Origin of the sequence: Mycobacterium sp. DL (assembly GCF_039729195.1) — a bacterium.
GTDB lineage: Bacteria > Actinomycetota > Actinomycetes > Mycobacteriales > Mycobacteriaceae > Mycobacterium > Mycobacterium hippocampi_A.
In genome coordinates this window covers 5,625,977-5,651,378 of sequence record NZ_CP155796.1, presented here as the reverse complement: position 1 = coordinate 5,651,378, position 25,402 = coordinate 5,625,977, and the positions used below count along the sequence as shown (strand labels likewise).

Annotated in this window: 20 protein-coding genes; 13 read left to right on the top strand and 7 right to left on the bottom strand. The window is 66.2% G+C overall.

Annotated features, from left to right (window positions below):
* The 3 genes from ABDC78_RS26865 to ABDC78_RS26855 all read right to left on the bottom strand — a co-directional run bounded on the left by ABDC78_RS26865 (position 1) and on the right by ABDC78_RS26855 (position 3,222).
* The gene (locus ABDC78_RS26865) at positions 1 to 1,059 is read right to left on the bottom strand and encodes an ABC transporter permease (protein WP_178356939.1); all 1,059 of its coding nucleotides are present in this window, start codon (positions 1,057 to 1,059) and stop codon (positions 1 to 3) included.
* 19 nt (positions 1,060 to 1,078) lie between these two features.
* Positions 1,079 to 2,068 carry a substrate-binding domain-containing protein gene (locus ABDC78_RS26860; protein WP_178356940.1) on the bottom strand — a complete coding sequence of 330 codons (990 nt, stop codon included), beginning with the start codon at positions 2,066 to 2,068 and terminating at the stop codon, positions 1,079 to 1,081.
* 164 nt (positions 2,069 to 2,232) lie between these two features.
* Positions 2,233 to 3,222, bottom strand: coding sequence for a LacI family DNA-binding transcriptional regulator (locus ABDC78_RS26855; RefSeq protein WP_178356941.1), 990 nt, complete (start codon positions 3,220 to 3,222; stop codon positions 2,233 to 2,235).
* A 96-nt stretch (positions 3,223 to 3,318) separates the two neighbouring features.
* Between ABDC78_RS26855 and ABDC78_RS26850 the strand changes: the two genes are divergently transcribed.
* A complete protein-coding gene (locus tag ABDC78_RS26850; RefSeq protein ID WP_178356942.1) occupies positions 3,319 to 4,092 on the top strand; it encodes a TIM barrel protein in 774 nt (257 codons plus the stop codon).
* A gap of 86 nt (positions 4,093 to 4,178) precedes the next feature.
* On the opposite strand, the gene ABDC78_RS26845 is transcribed toward ABDC78_RS26850, so the two are convergent.
* On the bottom strand, positions 4,179 to 4,910 hold the full coding sequence (locus ABDC78_RS26845) for a GntR family transcriptional regulator (protein ID WP_178356943.1): 732 nt from the start codon (positions 4,908 to 4,910) through the stop codon (positions 4,179 to 4,181).
* A gap of 154 nt (positions 4,911 to 5,064) precedes the next feature.
* On the opposite strand from ABDC78_RS26845, the gene iolC reads away from it, so the two are divergent.
* The 7 genes from iolC to ABDC78_RS26810 are packed head-to-tail and all read left to right on the top strand — an operon-like array spanning position 5,065 to position 13,180.
* A complete protein-coding gene (gene iolC, locus ABDC78_RS26840) occupies positions 5,065 to 6,048 on the top strand; it encodes a 5-dehydro-2-deoxygluconokinase (protein ID WP_178356944.1) in 984 nt (327 codons plus the stop codon).
* Positions 6,041 to 6,925, top strand: coding sequence for an aldolase (locus ABDC78_RS26835; protein WP_178356945.1), 885 nt, complete (start codon positions 6,041 to 6,043; stop codon positions 6,923 to 6,925). Before iolC ends, ABDC78_RS26835 begins: the two co-directional genes overlap by 8 nt.
* 2 nt (positions 6,926 to 6,927) lie before the next feature.
* The gene (gene iolB / locus ABDC78_RS26830; protein WP_178356946.1) at positions 6,928 to 7,818 is read left to right on the top strand and encodes a 5-deoxy-glucuronate isomerase; all 891 of its coding nucleotides are present in this window, start codon (positions 6,928 to 6,930) and stop codon (positions 7,816 to 7,818) included.
* A gap of 3 nt (positions 7,819 to 7,821) precedes the next feature.
* Positions 7,822 to 9,771 (top strand): 3D-(3,5/4)-trihydroxycyclohexane-1,2-dione acylhydrolase (decyclizing), encoded by a 1,950-nt coding sequence (iolD, locus tag ABDC78_RS26825; RefSeq protein ID WP_178356947.1) that lies wholly within the window; start codon positions 7,822 to 7,824, stop codon positions 9,769 to 9,771.
* A gap of 8 nt (positions 9,772 to 9,779) precedes the next feature.
* Entirely contained in the window at positions 9,780 to 10,793 is a 1,014-nt protein-coding gene (locus tag ABDC78_RS26820) for a Gfo/Idh/MocA family oxidoreductase (protein WP_178356948.1), read from the top strand.
* Between the two features lie 27 nt (positions 10,794 to 10,820).
* Positions 10,821 to 12,314, top strand: coding sequence for a CoA-acylating methylmalonate-semialdehyde dehydrogenase (locus tag ABDC78_RS26815; protein WP_178356949.1), 1,494 nt, complete (start codon positions 10,821 to 10,823; stop codon positions 12,312 to 12,314).
* A gap of 23 nt (positions 12,315 to 12,337) precedes the next feature.
* Positions 12,338 to 13,180, top strand: coding sequence for a TIM barrel protein (locus ABDC78_RS26810; protein WP_178356950.1), 843 nt, complete (start codon positions 12,338 to 12,340; stop codon positions 13,178 to 13,180).
* A gap of 33 nt (positions 13,181 to 13,213) precedes the next feature.
* Here ABDC78_RS26810 and ABDC78_RS26805 read toward each other — a convergent pair whose 3' ends face one another.
* Positions 13,214 to 13,684: a hypothetical protein gene (locus tag ABDC78_RS26805; protein ID WP_256735833.1), complete on the bottom strand. Its 471-nt coding sequence runs from the start codon at positions 13,682 to 13,684 to the stop codon at positions 13,214 to 13,216.
* Between the two features lie 135 nt (positions 13,685 to 13,819).
* Between ABDC78_RS26805 and ABDC78_RS26800 the strand changes: the two genes are divergently transcribed.
* A complete protein-coding gene (locus tag ABDC78_RS26800; RefSeq protein WP_178356951.1) occupies positions 13,820 to 14,908 on the top strand; it encodes a YncE family protein in 1,089 nt (362 codons plus the stop codon).
* 93 nt (positions 14,909 to 15,001) lie between these two features.
* Here the strand turns inward: ABDC78_RS26800 and ABDC78_RS26795 are convergent, their stop codons facing one another.
* The gene (locus tag ABDC78_RS26795; RefSeq protein ID WP_178356952.1) at positions 15,002 to 17,176 is read right to left on the bottom strand and encodes a glutamine synthetase III; all 2,175 of its coding nucleotides are present in this window, start codon (positions 17,174 to 17,176) and stop codon (positions 15,002 to 15,004) included.
* Between the two features lie 349 nt (positions 17,177 to 17,525).
* Between ABDC78_RS26795 and ABDC78_RS26790 the strand changes: the two genes are divergently transcribed.
* The 4 genes from ABDC78_RS26790 to ABDC78_RS26775 all read left to right on the top strand — a co-directional run bounded on the left by ABDC78_RS26790 (position 17,526) and on the right by ABDC78_RS26775 (position 23,871).
* Positions 17,526 to 19,169, top strand: coding sequence for an HNH endonuclease signature motif containing protein (locus ABDC78_RS26790; RefSeq protein ID WP_178356953.1), 1,644 nt, complete (start codon positions 17,526 to 17,528; stop codon positions 19,167 to 19,169).
* Between the two features lie 157 nt (positions 19,170 to 19,326).
* Complete coding sequence (locus tag ABDC78_RS26785) at positions 19,327 to 21,645, top strand: FdhF/YdeP family oxidoreductase (RefSeq protein WP_178356954.1); 2,319 nt, start codon at positions 19,327 to 19,329, stop codon at positions 21,643 to 21,645.
* Positions 21,646 to 22,482: a formate dehydrogenase accessory sulfurtransferase FdhD gene (gene fdhD / locus ABDC78_RS26780; RefSeq protein ID WP_178356955.1), complete on the top strand. Its 837-nt coding sequence runs from the start codon at positions 21,646 to 21,648 to the stop codon at positions 22,480 to 22,482. It abuts the gene before it with no gap.
* Positions 22,483 to 22,566: 84 nt separating this feature from the next.
* Positions 22,567 to 23,871, top strand: a complete 1,305-nt coding sequence (locus ABDC78_RS26775; RefSeq protein WP_178356956.1) for a glycosyltransferase — start codon at positions 22,567 to 22,569, stop codon at positions 23,869 to 23,871.
* Between the two features lie 15 nt (positions 23,872 to 23,886).
* On the opposite strand, the gene clpX is transcribed toward ABDC78_RS26775, so the two are convergent.
* Positions 23,887 to 25,167 (bottom strand): ATP-dependent Clp protease ATP-binding subunit ClpX, encoded by a 1,281-nt coding sequence (clpX, locus tag ABDC78_RS26770; RefSeq protein WP_178356957.1) that lies wholly within the window; start codon positions 25,165 to 25,167, stop codon positions 23,887 to 23,889.
* Between the last annotated feature and the right edge of the window lie 235 nt (positions 25,168 to 25,402).

Here is a 25,402-nt window from a genome sequence, read left to right as displayed (position 1 = left end):
TCACCTCTTCGCTGCATAGTTACGGAAGGCACTGTTGGCGATCACCGCGAACAGCAGCATCGCGCCCAGGAAGAACTTGAACCAGTCCGGGTCCCAACCCGCGTAGACGATGCCCTGGTTTGTCATACCGAAGATGAATGCACCGATGGCGGCGCCGATCGCAGTGCCGTAGCCACCCGTCAGAAGGCATCCGCCGATGACCGCGGCGATGATGTAGAAGAACTCGTTGCCGATGCCCTGGCCGGACTGCACGGTGTTGAACGAGAACAGCAGGTGCATGCCGACGAACCAGGCGCAGAACCCGACGAACATGAACAGCCCGATCTTGACCGCGGTGACCGGAACACCCACGGCGCGAGCGCTTTCCGCGTCCCCGCCGACTGCGAAGATCCAGTTGCCGATCTTGGTCTTGAACAGCACCCACGTCGCCACCGCGGTGAAGATCAGCCACCACACCACGGTGATGCGGATGCTGACGCCGAACACCGTGAACGACGAGGCGAACACCGCTTGCGCGGAATCCCAGCCCTGCATGTCGCTGACACTCTGGGTGGCCACCTGGCCGGCAACAAGTTTCGTGACGGCGAGGTTGATGCCTGCCAACATGAAAAACGTGCTCAGCGTGATCAGGAAGCTGGGGATCTTGGTCTTCATCACCAGGAAGCCGTTGAAGAAGCCGACTGCCAGCGCCAGGATGAGTGCCAGTGCCGCACCGACCCACAGGTTGAGGTGCAGGTTGTAGGCGAGCATCGACGCGGCCAGCGAGCTGAACGTCACCGCCACACCGGTCGACAGGTCGAACTCGCCGCCGATCATCAGCACCGCGACACCGCAGGCCATGATGCCGATGGTGGAACTGGCGTAGAGCACGGTGGCCAGTGAGCCGGCCTCGCGGAACGGTTCCGCGACCACGAGGAACAGCACGAAGATGCCGATCGCACCTATCGCGGCGCCTACTTCGGGCCGGATCAGGAGGCGTTGCAGCCGGTTTCGCTCTTTGACACGTTCGTCGCGGACCACCTTGTGGGCGGCGACGTCCGTTTCTGATTGGGTAGTCATGATTCTCTCTCCCGGGCCGCTATCGAGTTCCGCCCCTGGCCAGTTCGGCCACGGCGTCGATGTTGGATGAGTCGATGAAGGACGGTCCGGTGAGTGTCGGCTCACCGCCGCCGATCAGGTTCTTGTTGCTCAGGTACAGCCACAGCGCATCGATGGCGAGGTAACCCTGGAGGTAGGGCTGCTGATCGACCGCCCACTCGACATCGCCGCTCTCGATCGCGTCGACCAGTGCGGCGTTGGTGTCGAAGGTGACGATCGTGGCGTCGCTACCGGCATTGCTCTTCGACTGAACGGCGGTCAGTGCGATCGGCGCGCCCAACGCGACAACATGGCTGACCTCGGGGTCCTGCTGCAGCTTCGCGGTCATCGTGGACTCCACCGACGGCATGTCTCGGCTGTTGACGTTCAGAATTTCGGTCTGCCCCTGAAATCCTTCCGTGACTCCTGCGCAGCGAGATTCGAGTGCGACCTGGCCCTGCTCCTGGATCACACAGAGCACCTTCTGAGCGCCGTCGGCGGTGAGCCTCTCCCCGGCAGCGATTCCGGCGAGCCTCTCGTCCTGCCCGAAGTAACCCTGCACACCCATCTGCTTGAAGTTGTCGAAACCGGAGTTGAACGCCACAACCGGAATGTCGGCCGCCTGCGCCGCTGCGACCGCGGGCGCCATCGCGTCAGGCTTGGCGAGCGTGACGGCAATACCGTCAACGCCGCTGTCCACCGCGCTCTGCACCAGGTTCGCCTGGTTGGGGGCCTCCGGGTCGTTGGAATACCGCAGCTCGATGTTGTCCTTCTGCGCCGCGGCCTCTGCGCCTTTGCGGATCAGATCCCAGAACGAGTCACCGGGTACTTCATGGGTGATCATCGCGATGGTCATTCGGGGGGTGTCGACGGTGCCGCCACCAGAGCCCTCTCCGGACCCCTCGGGTGCTCCTCCTGTCGACGAGCACGACACAATCCCCAACGCCAGCACGCCTGCCCCGGCGAACGCCGCGAGTCGCTTGAACGTCATTGCTTCTCCTTGTCTTCGAGACCGCCGCGACGCCCTCATCGACCCCCGCGGGCCTGTGCCGGGCGACACGCCTCCTAAGTGATGTAATACGGCTCACACCTGAAAGTCAAGACTTTGTCCTGACATTAGGACTGCAAGTCATATGTGCTTCGGATTTGTGCTGTTCAGAGACGCGGGATGGTCGAGCCACGCACCACGAGGGCCGGTTCGCACACGACGTCGACGGCATCCGCCGCCTCGACAGTGCCCTCCAGGCGCTCCATCAGCCTCGCCACCGCCGCGCGGGCCAGAGCGACACAGTCCTGACGGATCGTCGTGAGGCTGATGTGGGTCAGCCCCGCCAGCGGGCTGTCGTCGAAGCCCATGACCGAGACCTGTTGCGGTACAGACACACCCGATCGAATCAAGACGTCCATCACGCCGAGCGCGCAGCGGTCGTTGAAGGCGAAGACCGCGTCCGGAAGCTCGTCGGCCGCGAGCAGGGACGATGCCGCGTCGGCCCCGTCCCGTTCCGTCAGGCCGCCCGTCGCGACCAGTTCGGGTAGGCCCGCGGCCCGGACCGCCCGCCGGTAGCCGCGCAACCTCTCGGCGGCACCGGGCGCCCGACCCCCGTCCAGGTAGACGATCCGGCGGTGCCCCAGGCCCACCAGATGGTCCACACCCAGGACAGCACCGGCCACGTCGTCACTGCGCACAGCATCAACACCGCGCGTTCGACGCGCCACCACCACCACCGGGATCCGCGATGCCAGCTCGGAGAGTCGGCGCGTCGAGATCTGCGGACCGATCAGCACCAGACCTTCGCATCGATCGTCGACCAGCGTCCGGACGGCACGGGCTTCGTCGTGATGCGGCGTGACGGCGCTGAGCACAACGTCGTATCCGAGCGCTTCGGTGGCGACGTAGAGGCTGTCGACGACATCGGCGTGGAATTCCTGCCCCGCGGCGAATGTCACTCCGACGAGCTTCGAGCGATGCCGACGCAACCGCTGGGCATGCGGGTCCGGCCGGTAACCGATCTCGTCGGCCACCTGTTTCACGCGCTCGCGGGTGAGATCACTCGCGCCGACCGCGTCGCGCATCACGATCGACACCAATGCCCTTGAACACCCGGCGCGTTGGGCCACGTCCTCGAGCGTCGGTCTGCGCGTCACTCATCCAGCCTAGATCGTTCTAGCCCTGGCATTGACTATTTTGCGGACCGGCGCTTACCGTCACTAGAACGTTCTAGTTGAAGTGGGAGAACCAAGATGAGCAGCTTCCAGCTCGCCGTGTCGTCGGAGATGGTGTTCACCGACCTGCCGATCCTCGACCGCGTCCGGCGGATCGACGAACTCGGTTTCGCCGTCGAGATCTGGAGTTGGCACGACAAGGACCTGAAGGCGCTGGCCGCCACCGGTGCTACGTTCACGTCGATGACCGGTTACCTGCACGGCGATCTCATCGACCCCGCGAGCGCCGATGAGGTGGTCCGCACTGCCGAACTGAGCATCAAGGCCGCCGAGACGCTGGGGGTGACGCGGCTGAACCTGCACACCGCCGAACTCGTCGAAGGCCAGGCCGCCCGCCCGCGTCAGCGGGCCACCGGTCAGATGTGGCTGACGGCGGCCCACGCGCTCGAACGCATCGGCGAGCTGGGCGCGGCCGCCGGCGTGACCTTCTGCGTGGAGAACCTCAACACCATCGTCGACCATCCCGGCGTGCCGCTGGCCCGCGCCAAGGACACCCTCGCCCTCGTCGAGGGCGTCGGTCACCCGAACGTGAAGATGATGCTCGACCTCTACCACGCCCAGATCGGCGAGGGAAACCTGATCGGGTTGGTGCGCCGCTGCGGGGACGCCATCGGCGAGATCCAGGTGGCAGACGTGCCGGGACGCTGCGAACCGGGCACCGGCGAGATCAACTACGCCGCGATCGCCGCGGCGCTGCGCGCCATGGGGTACACGGGCACCGTCGGGCTGGAGGCGTGGGCGTCAGGCGACAGCGAGGCCGCACTGGCCGCCTTCCGGCACGCCTTCACCTGAGCTCCGCCGAAACTGTATTCCGCGCGCCACTATTGGTGAAAAGACCACGTGGAATACAGTTTCGGCGTCGGCGGGGGCCCGCAGGCTCAGCGGTCGACGAGCGTGGTGTCGAAGTAGTAGCGCGCCGCCCGGTAGCAGTGATTGCCGAACTCGACCGCGGCTCCGGAGTCGTCGAACGCGGTGCGCGTCATCGTCAGCAGCGGTGCATTGAGTTTCTCGTCGAGAAGCTGCGCCTCGGCACGAGTGGCACCTCGGGCACCGATCCGCTGGCGTGCCAACCGGATGTGCACGCCACGGGCCCGCATCGACTGATACAGCCCGTTGCTCTCCAGTTCGTCCGGATCGGGCGCGATCTCGACCGGCAGATGATTGACCATCACCGCCAACGGCTCGCCGTTGGCGCTGCGCAGACGCCGGATGCAGGCGACCTCGCGACCTTCACCCAGGTTCAGCTCGCGCGCCACCTCCTCGTCGGGCGGACCCACCCGGTACTCGAGCAATCGGGTGGTGGGCTCCTGGCCGGCTCGTGCCAGATCCTCGAAAAGGCTTGTCAGTTCCACCCGCCGGTGCACCGGATTCTGGACGACCTGCGTGCCGACGCCGCGCTTGCGCACCAGCATGCCCTTGTCCACGAGCTCCTGGATCGCGCGTCGCGTTGTCGGGCGTGACAGTGCCAGTCGCTTGGCAAGGGCAAGCTCGTTTTCGAATCGATCGCCCGGGGAGAGTTCGCCATCACGGATAGCGGTCTCGATCGCCTGGGCGAGCTGATAGTAGAGGGGAACAGGGCTTGACCTGTCGAGCTCCACTGTCAGGGGCACGTCGGGCTCCGATCTCGGGTAATCCGGCCAAGGGTAGCTGCATACTAACAGTCCATGATTGCAAGTAAGAATGTCAGGACAAACTATTGACACAGCACCGTGATGCGGGGCACAGTCGTATCCAGCCACCCACCTACTCGTCGGAGTGACTTTGATGACCAATCAGCCATTTGACGTTCTCGCCATCGGGCGATCCGGCGTCGACGTATATCCACTCCAGGTCGGTGTCGGCCTGGAGGACGTCGAGACGTTCGGAAAGTTCCTGGGCGGAAGCGCCGCCAACGTCGCGGTCGCCGCCTCGCGGCTCGGCAATCGTGCGGCCCTGATCTCCGGGGTCGGCGACGATCCGTTCGGTCGGTTCGTCCGCGCGGAACTCGCGCGTCTCGGTGTCGACAACCGTTACGTGGCCACCCACGGCGAGTTCCCGACGCCGGTGACGTTCTGCGAGATCTTCCCGCCGGACGACTTTCCGCTCTACTTCTACCGCAAGCCGAGCGCTCCGGACCTTCAGATCGATTCGCAGGACATCGACGCCGACGCGGTCAGCTCGGCACGGCTGTTCTGGGCGACGGTCACCGGGCTGTCCGAAGAGCCAAGTCGCAGCGCGCATTTCGAGGCCTGGGCGGCCCGCTCCGGGGATAGCGGACGCCGTGCGCCGCTCACCGTGCTCGACCTCGACTACCGACCGATGTTCTGGGCTTCGGCGGCGGACGCCACCGAGCAGGTTCAGCGCGCGCTGGCTCACGTCACCGTCGCCGTCGGCAACCGCGAAGAGTGCGAGATCGCGGTCGGCGAGTCCAATCCCCACAGGGCGGCCGACGCCCTACTCGACCTGGGCGTCGAGTTGGCCATCGTCAAACAGGGGCCTCGCGGCGTGCTGGGAAAGAGCCGTCACTCCTCGGTCACCGTGGCACCCAACGAGGTTGACGTCGTCAACGGTCTCGGCGCCGGCGATTCCTTCGGCGGGAGCCTGTGCCACGGCCTGCTCAACGGATGGCCGCTGGAGAAAACCCTGCGTTATGCCAACGCCGCCGGTGCCATCGTCGCCGGCCGACTGGAGTGCTCGACCGCCATGCCCACCGCCGCGGAAGTGGCCGAGTTGGCTGAGCAGACCGCAGTAGGAGCCGTCAATGTCTGATTCACCAGTGTGCGTCGATTACCCGGCCGTCACCGAGATCCGAGCCACGGACCCCGCGGCGGTAGCCCGCGCCTGGCAGCAGCGGTCGACCCGACCGACGTTGCGCGACAACGGAAAACTGATGATCGTCGCCGCCGATCACCCGGCCCGCGGCGCCCTGGCAGTCGGCGCGCGCCCCACCGCGATGAACAGCCGCACCGATCTGCTGGATCGGTTGCGCGCAGCGCTCGCCGATCCGGGCGTCGACGGCGTGCTGGCCACCGCTGACATCCTCGACGACCTCGTGCTCCTGGGCGCGCTCGACGACAAGGTGGTGTTCTCCTCGTTCAATCGGGGCGGACTCGCGGGTTCGTCGTTCGAACTCGACGACCGGATGACCGGCGCCACCGCGGCGTCGACGGCGGCCGCGAAGATGAACGGCGGAAAGATGCTGTGCCGTATCGATCTCGAAGATCAGGGCACGGTGGCCACGCTGGCGTCGTGCGCGCAGGCGGTCGACGAACTCGCCGCGCACGGCCTGATCGCCATGCTGGAACCGTTCATGTCCTCTCGGGTCAACGGCAAGGTCTGTAACGACCTGAGCCCCGACGCGGTGATCAAGTCCGTGCACATCAGCCAGGGCCTGGGCGCCACGTCGGCCTACACCTGGATGAAGCTCCCGGTCGTCGACGAAATGGACCGGGTGATGGATTCCACCACCATGCCGACCCTGCTGCTCGGCGGAGATCCGACCGATCCCGACGAGGCGTTCGCGAGCTGGGAGAAAGCGCTGGCGCTTCCGTCGGTGCGCGGCCTGATCGTGGGCCGCACGCTGCTCTACCCCGCCGACGACGATGTGAGCACTGCGGTCGCCACCGCGGTGGCGCTGGTGCGGTGATCATGCACAGCAAGCTGTACATCCCCGCCAACAGTGGTTCCGCACCGTTCGCCGTCGCCATCACCCCCGAGGACGCCGGATGGTCGGAATCCTCCCTGCATGTCGTCGACCTCGGCGAGGGGCACGAGGTGTCGCTGCAGACCGGCGACACCGAGGTGATGATCCTGCCTCTGGCCGGTGCGGGCACGGTGCACTGTGGCGGCGAGTCCTTCGAATTGTCCCCGCGCGCTTCGGTTTTTGACGGTCCCGCCGACATGGTGTATCTCGGCATCGACCAGGCGTACAGCCTTCAGGGCCGTGGGCGGATCGCCATCTGCGGTGCACGTGCGACGAGTTCGTACCCCAACCGCCGGGTCGCCGCGGCCGACGTTGCCGTTGAGCTCCGTGGCGCGGGCAACTGCAGTCGCCAGGTACACAACTTCGGAACCGCCACCACGTTCGAGGCCGACTCGTTGATCGCCTGCGAGGTGATCACCCCGGGCGGGAACTGGTCCAGTTACCCCGCCCACAAGCATGACGAGAACACCGAGGTCGAGACCCAACTCGAAGAGATCTACTACTTCGAGGTCGACGACAGCCCGGCCGGCACAACGGGATTCGGATATCACCGGGTGTACGGCACCCCGGAGCGTCCGATCGAGGTGCTCGAGGAGGTCCGCACCGGCGACGTCGTGCTGGTGCCGCACGGCTACCACGGTCCGTCCATCGCCGCTCCCGGCCACCACATGTACTACCTGAACGTGATGGCCGGTTCAGGTCCCGACCGCGCATGGCTCATCTGTGACGATCCCAACCACACCTGGTTGCGTGGCAGTTGGGAGCACCAGGAGATCGACCCCCGCCTCCCGTTCACTGCGTTTTCCGAGACCTCCTCCGCATCCAAAGGAGAATGACCCGTGGTTTCCACCGCGCCGAAGTCGACCGACAAGCTCGCCGACACCGAACCGACCGTCCAGCTCACGGTGGCTCAAGCCACGGTGCGGTTCCTAGCCAATCAGTACGTCGAACGTGACGGCGAACGCCACAAGTTCTTCGCCGGGTGCCTGGGCATCTTCGGCCACGGCAACGTCGCGGGCATCGGCCAGGCGCTGCTGCAGGACGAGATCGAGGCAGCCGAGGCGGGGCAGGAACCCGGCCTGAAGTATGTGCTGGGCCGCAACGAGCAGGCCATGGTGCACACCGCGGTGGCCTACGCCCGGCAGCAGGATCGCCTGCAAGCCTGGGCGGTCACAGCAAGCGTCGGTCCCGGTTCGACCAACATGCTCACCGGCGCGGCACTGGCCACCATCAACCGGCTGCCGGTATTGCTGTTGGCCTCAGACACTTTCGCCACTCGTGTGAGCTCGCCGGTGCTGCAGGAGCTGGAACTGCCGTCCAGCGGCGATGTCACCGTCAACGATGCCTTCAAGCCGCTGTCTCGGTACTTCGACCGGGTGTGGCGTCCCGAGCAGTTGCCGGCCGCACTGCTCGGTGCGATGCGGGTGCTGACCGACCCCGCCGAGACCGGTGCGGCGACGATCTCGCTGCCCCAGGACGTCCAGGCCGAGGCGTTCGACTGGCCACAGTCGATGTTCGCCGAACGGACGTGGCACATCGCCCGGCCGATGCCCGAGCGCTCGGTGATCGCCCGCGCCGCCGAGGTGATCCGCGCGGCCACCAAACCGTTGATCGTCGCCGGTGGCGGCGTCATCTACTCCGGCGCCGACACCACGCTGGCCGAGTTCGCCAGTCAGACCGGCATTCCGGTGTGTGAGAGCCAGGCCGGCAAAGGATCGCTGCTGCACGAGCATCCACAGAGTGTCGGTGCTGTCGGCTCCACGGGCACCACGGCCGCCAACGCGCTGGCCGGCGACGCCGACGTGATCATCGGTATCGGCACCCGGTACAGCGATTTCACCTCAGCCTCGCGCACCGCGTTCAACAACCCCGACGTCCGGTTCGTCAACATCAACGTGGCGTCCCTGGATTCGGTCAAACAAGGTGGCATCAGCGTTGTCGCCGACGCGCGCGAAGCACTCGAGGCGTTGAGCGTCGTCGTGGGTGACTACACCGTCAGCGACGACTATCGCGCTCGCACAGCTGAACTGATGAGCGACTGGAACAGCACAGTGTCAGAGGTGTATCGCACCGACGACGGCGCCGCACTGAATCAGAATCAGGTGATCGGCCTCGTCAACACCCTCTCCGATCCTCGTGACGTCGTGGTGTGCGCGGCCGGGTCCATGCCCGGCGACCTGCACAAGCTGTGGCGCCTGCGCGACCGCAAGGGCTATCACGTCGAGTACGGCTACTCCTGCATGGGCTACGAAATCGCCGGCGGCATCGGCGTGCGGATGGCTGCCCCGGACCGGGACGTGTTCATCATGGTCGGCGACGGTTCCTACCTGATGATGGCCACCGAACTGGTGACCGCCGTGCAGGAGGGCGTCAAGGTCATCCCGGTGCTGGTGCAGAATCACGGCTTCGCCTCCATCGGCGGCCTGTCAGAGTCGTTGGGATCGCAGCGATTCGGCACGGCCTACCGGTACCGCGGCGAAGACGGGCGCCTCGACGGCAACACGCTTCCGGTGGATCTGGCGGCCAACGCCGCGAGTCTGGGCGCCGACGTGATCCGGGTGACGACGGCGGCGGAATTCTCGGATGCGGTGAAGGTCGCCAAGGCCGGCGAACGCACCACCGTGATCTATGTCGAGACCGACCCGTTGATCTTCGCCCCCGACAGCCAGTCCTGGTGGGACGTCCCGGTCAGCCAGGTGTCGACGCTGGCCTCGACACAGACCGCCTATGAACGCTATTCGGATTGGAAGAAAGTGCAACGGCCACTGATCAATCCGTCCGATCGCTGAGGCCCGCGATGTCTGACAGCAATGAGTTGCGGGTCGCCGTTCTCGGTGTCGGCGTGATGGGCGCCGATCACGTCACCCGCATCACGTCGCGGATCTCGGGGGCCCGGGTCACCGTCGTCAACGACTACGTCACCGAGAAAGCCGAGCAGATCGCGTCGCAGATCGACGGCTGCCGCGCAATCGTTGATCCGCTCGACGCGATCGCCGACGCCGATGTCGACGCGGTGGTGCTGGCCACGCCGGGAAGCACTCACGAAAAGCAACTGCTCGCCTGCCTCGAACACGGCAAGCCCGTCATGTGCGAAAAGCCGCTGACCACCGACGTCGCCACCTCGCTGGACATCGTCCGGCGGGAAGCCGCGCTGGATCGTCCGCTGATCCAGGTCGGCTTCATGCGTCGCTTCGACGACGAATACATGCGCCTGAAGGCACTGCTGGACGGCGGTGAGCTGGGCCGTCCGCTGGTGATGCACTGCGTGCACCGCAACGCCGGTGTGCCGTCGTACTTCGACAGCTCGTTGATCGTCAAGGACTCCCTCGTCCATGAGGTCGACGTGACGCGGTTCCTGTTCGACGAGGAGATCGCGAGCGTCCAGATCGTTACACCGCTATCGAATCCCGCAGCGCCGGAAGGCGTCATCGATCCTCAGATCGCCATCCTGAGGACCGTCTCGGGAAAGCACGTCGACGTCGAACTCTTCGTCACCACGGGCGTGGCTTACGAAGTTCGCACCGAAGTGGTCGGCGAGCTCGGGAGCGCGATGATCGGCCTCGACGTCAGCCTGATCCGCAAGTCCGCCCCGGGAACGTGGGGTGGCCACATCACCCCGGGTTTCCGTGAGCGTTTCGGCCGCGCCTACGACACCGAGATCCAACGCTGGGTGGACGCCGTCCGGGCGGGCATCAACATCGACGGCCCCTCCGCCTGGGACGGCTATGCGGCAGCGGCGGTGTGTGCTGCCGGCGTCGAATCGCTCCACACCGGCCTGCCCGTCGACGTGCAGCTCGCTGAACGCCCCTAGACCATCACAAGAAGAAACGAGAATCCGATGACCAACACCATTTCTCATTGGGTGAACAACAAAGAGTTCGCGGGAACGAGCAGCGCGACTGCTCCGGTGACGAACCCGGCGACCGGTGAGACCACCGGGCAGGTGGCGTTGGCCACCGTCGCCGACGCGCAGACGGTGATCGACGCCGCCGCGGCGGCGTTCCCCGCCTGGCGCGACACCAGCCTGGCCAAACGCACCCAGGTGCTGTTCAAGTTCCGCGAGCTGCTCAACGAACGCAAAGGCGAACTCGCCGAGATCATCACCGCCGAACACGGCAAAGTCGTCTCCGACGCCCTCGGCGAAGTCTCCCGCGGCCAGGAAGTCGTCGAATTCGCCTGCGGCATCCCCCACCTCTTGAAAGGCGGCTTCACCGAGAACGCCTCCACCAAAGTCGACGTCTACTCGATCCGCCAACCGCTCGGCGTCGTCGGCGTCATCTCCCCGTTCAACTTCCCCGCCATGGTGCCCATGTGGTTCTTCCCCATCGCGATCGCCACCGGCAACACCGTCGTCCTCAAACCCTCGGAAAAAGACCCCACCGCCTCGCTGTGGATCGCCAAACTGTGGGCCGAAGCCGGCCTGCCCGCAGGCGTCTTCAACGTCCTGCAGGGCGACAAAACCGCCGTCGACGAACTGCTGACCAACCCCAAGGTCAAGTCGGTCAGCTTCGTCGGGTCCACCCCGATCGCCCAGTACGTCTACGCCACCGGCACCGCCGCCGGGAAACGCGTCCAAGCCCTCGGCGGCGCCAAGAACCACGCCGTGATCCTGCCCGACGCCGACCTGGACCTGGCCGCCGACGCCATGGTCAACGCCGGCTTCGGCTCCGCCGGTGAACGCTGCATGGCCATCTCGGCCTGCGTCGCGGTCGGCCCCATCGCCGATGACCTCGTCGCCAAGATCGCCGAGCGCACCACACCGCTGAAGATCGGCGACGGCACCCAAGACTCCGACATGGGACCGCTGGTGACCAAGGCCCACCGCGACAAGGTCGCCTCCTACATCGACGCCGGCGAGAACGACGGCGCCAAGATCGTCGTCGACGGCCGCACCGTCATACCCAACGGCGGCGCTGAGGGTTTCTGGCTCGGCCCCACCCTGATCGACCAGGTGACCCCCGAGATGAGCGTCTACACCGACGAAATCTTCGGCCCCGTCCTGTCGGTCGTGCGCGTCGAGACCTACGACGAAGCCCTGGACCTGATCAACGCCAACCCCTACGGCAACGGCACCGCGATCTTCACCAACGACGGCGGCGCCGCCCGACGATTCCAGAACGAAGTCCAGGTCGGCATGATCGGCATCAACGTCCCCATCCCCGTGCCGATGGCCTACTACAGCTTCGGCGGCTGGAAGGCCTCGCTGTTCGGCGACAGCCACGCCCACGGCATGGACGGCGTCCAGTTCTTCACCCGCCAAAAAGCCATCACCAGCCGCTGGCTCGACCCCAGCCACGGCGGCATCAACCTCGGATTCCCCCAAAACGCCTAGCCGGCGCACAGAGAAAGGGACGCATGTCTGGTCTCGTCGCCACGGCATGGACCAGCGCCGGCGACACATCTCCGATGCACACGCCTCCGGTGAGTTCGGTACCCATCACCGAACGGGTCGCGGCGGTGGCGGACGCGGGCTACTGCGGCATGGGCCTTATGGCCGATGACCTCGCCGTCATCCGGGACTCCATCGGCTTTGAAGGTCTGCGCGATCTGCTGTCCGATCACGGACTGATCCACGTCGAGATCGAGCTGATCGAACGCTGGTGGATTCCGAGAGGCGACGCCGGTAACAGCTATGCCGTCCGTGACCTGTTGTTCGACGCCGCCGACGTCCTCGAGCCCGCGTTCATCAAGATCGGCTCGGAGAACGGCCCCCGCACACCGCACCCGGAGACCCTGGTGGCGCCGTTGTGTGAGCTCGCCGATCAGGCCGTCGCCCACGGCACGCGGATCGCGATCGAGACCATGCCCTTCTCGATCATCGCCACCGTTCCCATGGGAGCCGAAATCGTGGCTGCTGCCGGGCATTCCGCGGTCGGTCTACTGGTCGATGCGTGGCATGTCTTCCGCGCCGGCACCTCGCTGTCCGAGCTCGAGGCCGTCCTGCAGCCATGGATGGTCTTCGGTGTGGAGCTCGATGACGCCGCACCCGAGGTCGTCGGCACACTGTTCGAGGACACGGTGCAACGCAGATTGCTGTGCGGTGACGGCTCCTTCGACCTCGGCGGATTGGTCGAGGTGTTGCGCGACAAGGACTTCGACGGACCGTGGGGTGTGGAGATCCTGTCGGAATCCTTCCGCAGGCTGCCGGTGGCCGAGGCACTGCAGCTTGCCGCCGATACCGCACGGAAGGTTCTCTAGCAGCAGGCCTTCGTCCGCGCTCAGGACTCGGCTTCAGTCCCCCGAGGGTGTCCGGCGTCGGCCGGAGCCCGGCAGTCGATCGACGAATCGGCCGAGTCGGACGACCGTGTTGTCGAGGGGATCGACGATCTGGGTCAGTCGCTGCAAAGTGGGCAGGATCGCCACGAGTTCGTCGATGCCCGTGGACAGCTTCTCGGCGTGAGTGTCGATGCCCTGCGCCGCCACGCTCAGGCCGGAGATCTCCTCGGCGATCAGGCCCGCGTTGCGGTCGATGCCCGCCGCGCTGGCGCTCAGCTCGGACAGGCTGTCGGCGATGATCTTGGCGGAGTGTCGCAACTCGGCGATGTCGTCGAGCGCCGAACCGGCCCGGTCTATCAGCGACGCCAACGCCCCGGCGCGCTGCGCGGTGCGGCGGGCATTGGCCTCCGCCCAGCTCAGCACTCCGACAAGTCCCGGCACCGCGTTGACGTCCACCTGCGGCACCTCGTAGCCATTCAGTTGCATGCTCCGATTGTGCGCTACCTCACCCACCGCCAGAAGTTCGCCACCACGAGCCGCTGCACCCCGACCGTGATGTCCGAATTCTGACGGCCCGAGCCGAGCGGGTCTCGAGAGCGACGGCAGGGGTAAACCCGGTACATGACTCTCAGGATGCTGCTCCTCACCCTGGTACTCGTCGTCGCCGGCTGCGGCAGTCAGGACAGCAGCTCCGACCCCCCGGAATCATCGTCGACGGCCGCCGCCACGACACCGACCACGACGGGACTCCTGCCGTCCGGAGTGCCGACCGAGGGCAGCCGCCCACCCGCCGACGACCTGCCGCCGCCGGCCGAACCGCAGCAGGCGCCGCCGCAGAACGGGCAGGTGCCGGGCCGGATCGTGCCTGTCGGTGCGTCACCTGAAGGCATCGTCGTCGACCCGGTGACCCGCACCGTCGCGGTGGCCAAACGCGACCCCGACGAACTCGTCTTGATCAACGCGGACACCGGCGAGATCACCGGACGCACAGCTCTGCCGGGCTTCGTCCGTCACCTGCAACTCGCCGCACCTGGCGGCCCGGTGCTGGTCCCGGTGGAGAGTGCGGACGCCCTGGTGCGGGTGGAACTGCCGGGCGGACGCTCCGAATCACAGATCCTCACAGGAACTTTTCCCCATGACGCCTCACAAGCCCCCAACGGCACCGTGTTCGTCGCCAACGAACTGGGTGGCACCGTCTCCGCAGTCCGTGGTGAGGAGATCGTCAAGGTGTTCACCGACAGCGTGCAGCCGGCGGGGCTCGCTCCGGTCGGCTCCGCGATGGGACTTATCGACGTCCGCAAGAACGACCTGACCATCTATGACAGCGACGACCTCACCATCGTCGGGTCGACGCCCGCCGGTGAGGGTCCGACGCACCTCGTCGCCGACAGACACGGTCGGATGATCGCCACCGACACCCGCGGCGACGCCATCCGGGTCTTCGACACCCAGCCGCGTCAGATCGCGGAAATCGCGCAAGCTGGAGGGCCTTACGGCATCACCTACGACCCCACCAGGGACCTGCTCTGGGTGGCTTCGTCGGGGATCAACGAGGTGATCGGGTACGACATGACCGACCCGATGCCTCGTGAGGTTCAGCGGATCCCGACTGTGCAGAACCCCTACACCGTGGGTGTGGACGCGACGACGGGACGGCTGTTCATCGCCGGCGTGACCGGCGGCGTCGTGCAGATCGTCGACCCGGACTGACGCTGACGTCGCGGTCGCCGACCGCGAGCGTGCGCATTTGTACGCGACACACCGGGTGCCGACGTGCAAACACGCACGCTCGCGGGACTGCGGTCAGAGGATGTACAGCATCTCCTGGTAGGTCGGCAGCGGCCACAGGTCGTCGGCGACAACACCTTCCAGCGTGTCGGCCGCCTCACGCACTGCGTCCATCAGCGGCAGCAGGCTCTGCGCATGGGCAGCTTCCTCGCCCGCCGAGTCGCCACCGTGCACACCCATCGCCGTCTTGAGCGCCGACAGTGCCGCCGTCAGCTCAGCGATCGGGCCGGAAACCGTCGACAGCAGCGTCATGTCCGGCTCCAGGCCGGCCGCCTTCAACGTCGCCACGTTCTGAGCCAGCTCGGTCTGGTAGCGGACCGCCGCAGGCAGCACCACCGTGGAGCCCACCTCCAGCGTCAGCTTGGCCTCGACGGCCACCGTCAGGGCATACATCTCGTACCGGACCTCGACGCGACTCTCCAGCTCGCGCGCACTGAAGACGCCGTACTTCTCGAACACCTCGACCGCCTCGGGCTTCACCAGCTCCGGGATGCAGTCGATGGTGGTCTTGAGGTTCGGCAAGCCGCGTTCGGCTGCTTCGATCTGCCAGTTCTCCGAGTAGCCGTCACCGTTGAACACCACGGCGCCGTGCTCGGTGATGATCTCGGTGAGCAGCTTCTGCACAGCCATGTCGAAGTCGTCGCCCTCGCCGACGGCGTTTTCCAGCACCGTGGCCATGTAGTCGAGCGAGTCGGCCATGATCGTGTTCAGGATGATCATCGGCACGTTGATCGTCTGCCCGGATCCCGGCGCGCGGAACTCGAAACGATTGCCGGTGAACGCGAACGGGCTGGTGCGGTTGCGGTCGCCCGGGTCGGTCGGCAGCACCGGAAGCGTGTCGACACCGATCATCATGCTGCCCTTGCCCTTGGAGGACGTCGCAGCACCCTTGGCGATCTGCTCGAACACATCGGCCAGCTGGTCGCCGAGGAAGATCGAGATGATGGCCGGCGGGGCCTCGTTGGCGCCGAGGCGGTGGTCGTTGGTGGCCGAGGCCACCGACACCCGCAGCAGACCGGAGAACTTGTGCACCGCGCGGATGACGGCCGCGCAGAAGACCAGGAACTGGGCGTTCTCATGCGGGGTGTCACCGGGCACCAGCAGGCTGCCGAACTGCGCGTTGCCGAGCGAGAAGTTGACGTGCTTGCCCGATCCGTTGACTCCCGCGAAGGGCTTCTCGTGGAACAGGCATTCCATGCCGTGCTTCTTGGCGATGGTCTTGAACGTGGTCATCAACAGCTGCTGATGGTCGGCGGCGATGTTGGCACGCTCGAACATCGGGGCGATCTCGAACTGCCCGGGGGCGACCTCGTTGTGCCGGGTCTTGGCCGGGATGCCGAGCTTGAACAGCTCACGCTCGGTGTCCATCATGAAGGCCAGCACCCGGTCGGGGATGGCGCCGAAGTAGTGGTCGTCGAACTCCTGGCCCTTGGGCGGCTTGCAGCCGAACAGGGTGCGACCGGCGTTGATCAGATCCGGACGGGCCAGGAAGAAGTGCCGGTCGACCAGGAAGTACTCCTGCTCGGGACCGCAGAACGACACGATGTTGTCAAAGTCCTTGTGGCCGAACAACTTCAGGATACGTTCCGCCTGAGCGCCCATGGCCTGCTGGCTGCGCAGCAGCGGCGTCTTGTAGTCCAGCGCCTCACCGGTCATCGAGACGAAGACCGTCGGGATGCACAGCGTATTGCCGTTCGGGTTCTCCAGGATGTAGGCCGGGCTGGTGACATCCCAGCCGGTGTAACCGCGGGCCTCGAAGGTGCTGCGCAGGCCGCCGGAGGGGAAGCTCGAGGCATCGGGCTCACCCTGGATCAGGGTCTTGCCGGCGAATTCGGCGAGCGTGGTGCCGTCGCCCACGGGATCGAGGAAGCTGTCGTGCTTCTCGGCGGTCAGTCCCGTCATCGGGTAGAAGACGTGCGCGTAGTGGGTGGCACCCTTCGACAGCGCCCAGTCCTTCATCACCGAGGCGACCGAGTCGGCGATCGCCGGATCCAGCTTGGCGCCCTTCTCCATCGTCGCGACCATGGACTTGTAGACCGACTTGGGCAGGCGCAGCCGCATCTCGGCCAGCGTGAAGACGTTGGCACCGAAGATCTCGCCGGGGGCCTCGCCTGGATCGAAACTGATGGGTGGAGGCACATACGCCTCGACGCTGTTGATCGCCTGGATGCGTACTGAATTTCCGCTCAATGGAGTTCCTATCACTGCTGGTGTCCGCGAATTTCTTGACGGACATTGACCGGCCCACAGTAGGGAGGCCGCGTTCCGGGACTGTTACGTCCGCGTCAACGCGGTGATTCAGCTGGTTGGGGTTCGGACTCACGAATTCGTGCCGCCCGGCGCGTCGACGGCGAGCTGTATCTCCGGTCGGTTGTCCGTCAACCTCCACGTGACCCACGCCTGTGAACCGGCGATGCGCTCCGGCCGAACCGGGGATCGCCGCTGACGCAGGACTTCCCGCCGCCAGCCCGATTCTCCGTAAACCATTGCGTCACTGTGGTTTCAGGAGCCACATCCAGGCGGATTTGTCGGTGGTCGAATGTATGTTCGAATCATGTCCGGGGTGGCCGCACAGGAAGCGATGAGCGCATTGTTGACTGCGTACGACGCGGTGGCCGACTGTGATCTCGGCGCCCTGACCGCGTCAGGGCTTCTGGATTTCATGGACGGACTCGAAACTCTGACCTGTCAGCTGCCCACTCAGTCCCGCCGCGCTCTGGCCAGGCTGCAGGCTGAGACCACGCCGCAGAAACTCGGCGCCAAGTCATGGAAAGACGTGCTGGCGATCCGGTGGCGCATCACTACGAGCGAGGCCCACCGCCGACTCAACGAAGCCGCCGAGATGGGGCCGCGACAAGCGTTGACCGGCGAGCCGTTGGCACCGCTGCTGCCCGCGGCGGCCGCCGCGCAGGCCGGCGGGCTGATCAACGGCGAACACGTCACGGTGCTCCGCAAGGCGATCAAGGCCCTGCCGGCATGGGTCGACGCGACAACCCGTGGGCAGTTCGAAGTCGATTTGGTGCGCGTCGCGGTCGGAGTGGGACCGAAGGAACTCAAAGAGACCGCCGCGCTGAGGTTGTTCCTGCTCGACCAGGACGGACCCGAACCCGACGACACCGAACGCGCCCGCACCCGTGGCCTGTCCAAAGGGAAACAACAACGCAACGGGAACATCCCCGTACGAGGGGAGTTGACCCCCGAAGCGTGGGCGACTCTGGAGGCGATCTTCGCCAAATACGCCGCCCCCGGGATGTGCAACCCCGATGACCCTGAGCCCTGCACCTCGGGCACACCGAGTCAGGCCCAGATCGACAACGACCACCGGTCGCTGGCTCAACGCCAACATGATGCGCTGGTGGTGGTCGGGCGGATCGCGTTGATGAGCGGCCTGGGCGACCTCAACGGGCTCCCGGTGTCGATCATCATCCGCACCACCCTCCAAGACCTCGAAAGCAGAGCCGGGGTCGGTGTCACCGGCGGTGGCACCATCATCCCGATCAAAGACGTGATCCGCCTCGGCGCCCACGCCCACCACAGCCTCGCAGTGTTCGACCGCGCCACCGGATCAGCGCTGGACCTGTTCCGCACCAAACGCATCGCCTCCCCCGCCCAGCGACTCATGCTCATCGCCCGCGACAACGGCTGCACCAAACCGTGCTGCACCGTCGGCGCCTACGGCACCCAAGTCCACCACGTCACCGCCGACTGGGCCCACGGCGGCAACACCAACATCGACGACCTCAGCCTCGCCTGTGGACCCGACAACCGCCTCGTCAACACCCACGGCGGCTGGACCACCCGGATGAACGACCGCCACGAGGTCGAATGGATCCCACCACCGGGACTGGACACCGGCCAAACACGGATCAACTACTACCACCGCCCCGAAGCCCTCCTCCGCCCACCAGAAGACGATTCGGACGCCCAACCAGGCGCCGACAACACCGACCCCGAACCCGAACCGGCACAATCCCTGTGGGACGACGCCATCGCCACGGCTGTTTGTGATGCGGAAAGCGCTGCCGTTCCCGATATGTCTGCCCCGCTGTCACCGATCGAGGCCGATGAGCCCCCACCGAGCGAGCCGAACCAGAACACGAACGCCGATCACGAACCCTTCGACCCCTGGCCTTGCGCCGGCGACGACCAAGCCGGTGGAGGTAAGGGAGTCCGCGGGCCGTAGCGCACACTCGCGGCGGGCGAGTGCTCTACCGACCAGGCAATCGACCGTCCAGCACACCGCGCAGCCGCCCTCCCCGCACCGGCGGTGAATGGCGGCCGCGCTCTCGGCGCCACGGTGCATCCGCGGGCCTGGCTCGCGGCAGGCCTACCCTGGAGGCATGTTCTCGCGCCGCCACCCCGACCGAGACGTTGAAGCCGACGTCGACGAACGCGCACTCACCGTCACCGGCCCGGAACACGAGGCCGCCGGAGTCAAAGCAGTGCTGGTGTCGTTGCAGCGCAGCGTGGAATCGATGGGTGCGGTGCGCACCGCCGCGACGCTGGCCAAGCTCAACCAACGTCACGGATTCGATTGCCCGGGATGCGCGTGGCCCGAGGAACACGGTGGCCGCAAGATCGCCGAGTTCTGCGAGAACGGCGCCAAGGCCGTCGCCGAGGAGGCCACCAAACGCGTCGTCACCGCCGAGTTCTTCGCGCGGCACTCGATCGCCGACCTCGAGGCGCAACCCGAGTACTGGCTGTCTCAGCAGGGCCGCCTCACAGAGCCGATGGTGCTGCGACCCGGCGACGATCACTATCGCCCGATCGGTTGGAGTGAGGCCTTCGAGCTGATCGCCGACGAACTGCGCGCCCTCGACAGCCCGCATCAGGCCGTGTTCTACACCTCGGGGCGAACCAGCAACGAAGCGGCGTTCCTCTACCAGTTGCTGGTCCGCAGTTTCGGCACCAACAACCTGCCGGACTGTTCGAACATGTGCCACGAATCCTCGGGCACCGCACTGACCGACGCCATCGGCATCGGCAAGGGTTCGGTCACCGTGGAGGACCTCGTCCTCGCCGACCTGATCGTCATCGCCGGACAGAACCCCGGCACGAATCACCCACGAATGCTGTCCGTCCTGGAGAAGGCTAAGGCCAACGGCGCCAACATCATCGCGGTGAACCCCCTTCCCGAGGCCGGCCTGATCCGCTTCAAGGATCCGCAGAAGGTGCACGGGGTCATCAGCGACGGGGTGTCCATCGCCGACGAGTTCGTCCAGATCCGTCTCGGCGGTGACATGGCGCTGTTCGCCGGCGTCGGCAAGCTGCTGTTGGACGCCGACGATCGGTCCCCGGGCAGTGTGGTCGACCGCGACTTCGTCGCGAAACACACCGCGGGCTTCGACGCCTACGAGAGTCAGACGCGCACCGTCGATCTCGACACAGTGCTCGAGGCAACCGGAATCGACCGCGAACAGCTCGATCGGGTCGCCGGCATGATGGCGGGCGCGGAGCGCATCGTCGTGTGCTGGGCGATGGGACTGACCCAGCAGAAACACGCTGTCCCCAGCATCGCCGAGATCACCAACGTGCTGTTGATGCGCGGCATGATCGGCAAGCCCGGCGCCGGGCTGTGCCCGGTGCGCGGGCACTCCAACGTGCAGGGTGACCGCACCATGGGGATCTGGGAGAAGATGCCCGAAGCTTTCCTGTCCGCCCTGGACACCCGGTTCGGAATCGAGTCGCCCCGCGAGCACGGTTACGACACCGTCGACGCGATCCGGGCGATGCGCGACGGCAAGGCCAAGGTGTTCCTGGCGATGGGCGGCAACTTCGCTTCGGCGACACCGGACACCGAGGTCACCGAGGCTGCGCTGCGCAAGTGCTCACTGACCGTTCAGGTTTCGACCAAACTCAATCGAAGTCATCTGGTGCATGGAACCACCGCGTTGATCCTGCCGTCGCTGGGCCGCACCGACCGCGATGTCCAGGCAGGCGGCAAGCAGCAGGTGTCGGTCGAGGATTCGATGTCGATGGTGCACCTGTCCCGCGGCAGCCTGCATCCGCCGAGCGACGACGTGCTCAGCGAGGTGTCGATCATCTGCCGGCTGGCTCGCGCGGTCCTCGGGCCCGATCACCCGGTGCCGTGGGAGACGTTCAACGGCGACTACGACACCATCCGCGACGCGATCGCCGCCGTCGTCCCCGGCTGCGGGGACTACAACCACAAAGTGCGTGCCCCGGACGGTTTCCAGCTTCCCCATCCCCCGCGTGACTCCCGCGAATTCCACACCACCACAGGCAAAGCGAACTTCGCGACCAACCCGCTTGAGTGGGTTCGGGTGCCGCCGGGGCGCCTGGTGCTGCAGACACTGCGCAGCCATGACCAGTACAACACCACGATCTACGGCCTCGACGACCGCTACCGTGGCGTCAAGAACGGCCGCCGCGTCGTGTTCGTCAATCCCGCCGACCTGGAGGCCTTCGGACTCTCCGGCGGAGACCGGGTGGATCTGGTCTCCGAGTACACCGGCGCCGACGGCGTGCTCCAGGAGCGGCGCGCGGAGGACTTCGCGGTGGTGGCGTACTCGACGCCGGTGGGCAATGCCGCAGCCTACTACCCCGAGACCAATCCCCTTGTCCCCCTTGATCACACTGCTGCCCGGTCGAACACCCCGGTGTCGAAGGCAATCGTCGTCAGACTGGAGCGCCGCTAAGTGGGCAGGGTGACGGCGCGGCGGCGGGTGCGGCACGTGACAGCGGACGACACGGTCGCCCGGCCCGAGACACTGGTCGTCGAGGAGCCGTTGGAGATCCGCGTCAACGCGGTGCCGCTGACCGTCACCATGCGCACCCCAGGCTCGGACATCGAACTGGCGCAGGGGTTTCTGCTCACCGAGGGCCTCATCGCCCGGCGCGACGACATCCTGTCGGTGCGGTACTGCCGCGGCGCCACCGACGATGGCTCGGGCTTTTCACAGAACTCGTACAACGTCCTCGACGTGACGCTGGCCCCCGACGTGCCGGCACCCGACGTCGATCCCACCCGCAACTTCTACACGACGTCGTCGTGCGGAGTCTGCGGCAAGGCGTCATTGGATGCGGTCCGGCTGATCAGCAAGCACTGCCCGGGTGACGACCCCACCACGGTCAGCGCCGAGACGTTGTCCGCGCTTCCCGGCAAGCTGCGCGACGGGCAGAAGGTGTTCGCCGCCACCGGAGGACTCCACGGCGCCGCGCTTTTTGCCTCCGATGGCACCGTCCTGGTGGTGCGCGAGGACATCGGTCGACACAACGCCGTCGACAAGGTGGTCGGGTGGGCGCTCGAACAGCGCCGGATTCCACTGAGCGGCACCGTGCTGCTGGTGAGCGGGCGGGCGTCCTTCGAGCTCACCCAGAAAGCCGTGATGGCCGGCATCCCGGTGCTCGCCGCGGTCTCGGCGCCGTCGTCTCTGGCCGTGGATCTGGCCAGCCAGTCCGGGCTCACGCTGGTGGCTTTCCTGCGCGGCGATTCGATGAACATCTACACCCGCCCGGACCGCGTGAAGAGCTGAGCAGTAGCCCTCGCCTGCAATCTCCATCTGTTCTCCACACAACCTCCAAGCGTGCCTGCCCGGTGATCGCCGAGCATCGACGACATGCCAGAGATCCTCATCGCCTCCTGCCCTCCCGTCGGACACATCTCGCCGCTGCTGAACGTCGCGCGGGGTCTGGTGGCGCGAGGTGACCGCGTCACCGTCCTCACCAGTGCCCGCCATGCCGACAGGATCCGGGCGGTCGGCGCCGAACCCCGTCCGCTGCCACTCGGCGCGGACTACGACGATTCCGCGTTCGACGAATTGCCCGGCCGCGCCGAGACATCGGGCATCGCGCGGATCAACTTCGACGTCGAGAACGTCTTCGTCCGGCCGCTGCCCTACCAGTTCAGCGCGCTGCAGGAACTGCTGGCCGGCAACCGCTACGACGCCGTCCTCACCGACGCGTTCTTCCTGGGCGTACTGCCACTGTTGTTGAACCGCAACATCTCCCGGCCGCCGATTCTGGCCTACTCCACCATGCCGCTGCTGCTGTCGAGCCGCGACACCGCGCCCGGCGGACCCGGCATCACGCCGATGCCGGGCATAGTCGGCCGGCTACGCAACCGGGTCCTCGCGCTGGTCACCCAGAACATCCTGCTGCGACCGTCGCAGCGCGCCGCCGACCGCATGCTCGACGCACTGGGCCTACCGACGTTGCCGGTCTTCGTCTTCGACTCAGCGGTGCTTGCGGATCGGGTGATCAGCCCGACCATCCCCGAATTCGAGTATCACCGAAGCGACCTGCCCGCCCATGTCAGGTTCGTCGGCGCGGTGCACCCGCTGCCGAGCGACAACTTCGTGCCGCCCCCGTGGTGGGACGCTCTGTACAGCGGCCGGCCCGTCGTGCACGTCACCCAGGGAACCGTCGACAATGCCGACCTCACCCGATTGATCGAACCGACCATCAAAGCGCTGGCCCACGAGGACGTCACCGTCGTGGCCACCACGGGCGGCCGCCTGGTCTCTCAGATCCGGATGCCGCTGCCCGCCAACACCTATGTGGCCGAATACCTGCCGCACGACGTGCTGCTCCCGGTGGTCGATGTGATGGTCACCAACGGTGGGTACGGGGCTGTCCAGCGCGCCCTTTCGAGTGGCGTCCCACTCGTGGTGGCGGGCGACACCGAGGACAAGCCCGAGGTGGCCGCACGGGTCGAATATTTCGGCGCCGGAGTCAACCTGCGCACCGGGACACCGACCGCCTCAGAGGTGCGTCACGCGGTGCGGGAGGTGCTGGACACGCCCGCATTCCGCGACTCAGCCCGCGGGCTGCAGTCGGCCTTTGCCCGCCGTGATGGAATCGCCGAGATCGCGGCGCTGATCGACGAGGTCGTCAACGAGAGCACGTCAGCGCTGCGGCAGTGACTCCGCGTGTCGAAGCTAGGCGCTCTTCTCGCGGCGTTCGTTGCGGGGGGGTTTGCGCGGCACGATCGTCGGAAGCACGTTGTCTTCCACGGTCTCCTTGGTGACAACCACCTTGGCGACGTCGTCGCGGCTGGGGATGTCGTACATCACCGGCAGCAGGACTTCCTCCATGATCGCGCGCAGGCCGCGGGCACCGGTTCCGCGGTGTATGGCTTGATCGGCGATCGCCTCGAGAGCGTCCTCGTTGAACTCCAGCTCGACGCCGTCCATCTCGAACAACCGCGTGTACTGCTTGACCAGAGCGTTCTTCGGCTCGGACAGGATCGTGACGAGGGATTCCTTGTCGAGGTTGGTCACCGAGGCCACCACGGGCAGCCGGCCGATGAACTCGGGGATGAGACCGAACTTGATCAGGTCCTCGGGCATCACCTCGGCGAAGTGATCCTGGGTGTCGATCTCGGCCTTGGAGTGCACCTCGGCGCCGAAGCCCAGGCCGCGTTTGCCGACGCGGTCGGAGACGATCTTCTCCAGGCCTGCGAACGCACCCGCCACGATGAACAGCACGTTGGTGGTGTCGATCTGGATGAACTCCTGATGCGGGTGCTTGCGGCCGCCCTGCGGGGGAACCGACGCCTGCGTTCCCTCGAGGATCTTCAGCAGCGCCTGCTGCACGCCCTCGCCGGAGACGTCGCGGGTGATCGACGGGTTCTCGCTCTTGCGGGCGATCTTGTCGACCTCGTCGATGTAGATGATGCCCGTCTCGGCGCGCTTGACGTCGTAGTCGGCAGCCTGGATCAGCTTGAGCAGGATGTTCTCGACGTCCTCACCGACGTAACCGGCCTCGGTCAGTGCGGTGGCGTCGGCGATGGCGAACGGGACGTTGAGCATCTTCGCCAGCGTCTGCGCCAGGTAGGTCTTGCCGCAGCCGGTGGGTCCCAGCATCAGGATGTTGGACTTCGACAGCTCGACCGGCTCGGCGCGTGAGTCGCGCATCTTCTCGCCCGCCTGGATGCGCTTGTAGTGGTTGTAGACGGCCACGGCCAGCGTGCGCTTGGCGGTGTCTTGGCCGATCACATAACCCTCGAGGAAGTCGCGGATCTCCGCGGGTTTGGGCAGCTCGTCTAGCTTGACGTCGTCAGCGTCGGCGAGTTCCTCTTCGATGATCTCGTTGCACAGGTCGATGCACTCGTCGCAGATGTACACACCCGGACCCGCGATGAGTTTCTTGACCTGCTTCTGGCTCTTGCCGCAGAAAGAGCACTTCAGCAGGTCACCACCGTCTCCAATGCGTGCCATGGTGCTGGGGTCCCACTTCCTGTCGGCAACGATGTTCGAACTGTTCGGCGGGTACTGTCAGGCACCCTCGAGGACTTCTCCCCGACGCTACCCGCATGTTCCGGCGCCGTGCGACCGATAAAGCCGAATAGCGCCGGTGGTATTCACGAGTGGTTGCGTCAACATATCGCCTGATCCGTCCCAGACGGCCGCGAACACAACACCGTGTCTCTGGCGTGTCGCCGCCGTTATCGCT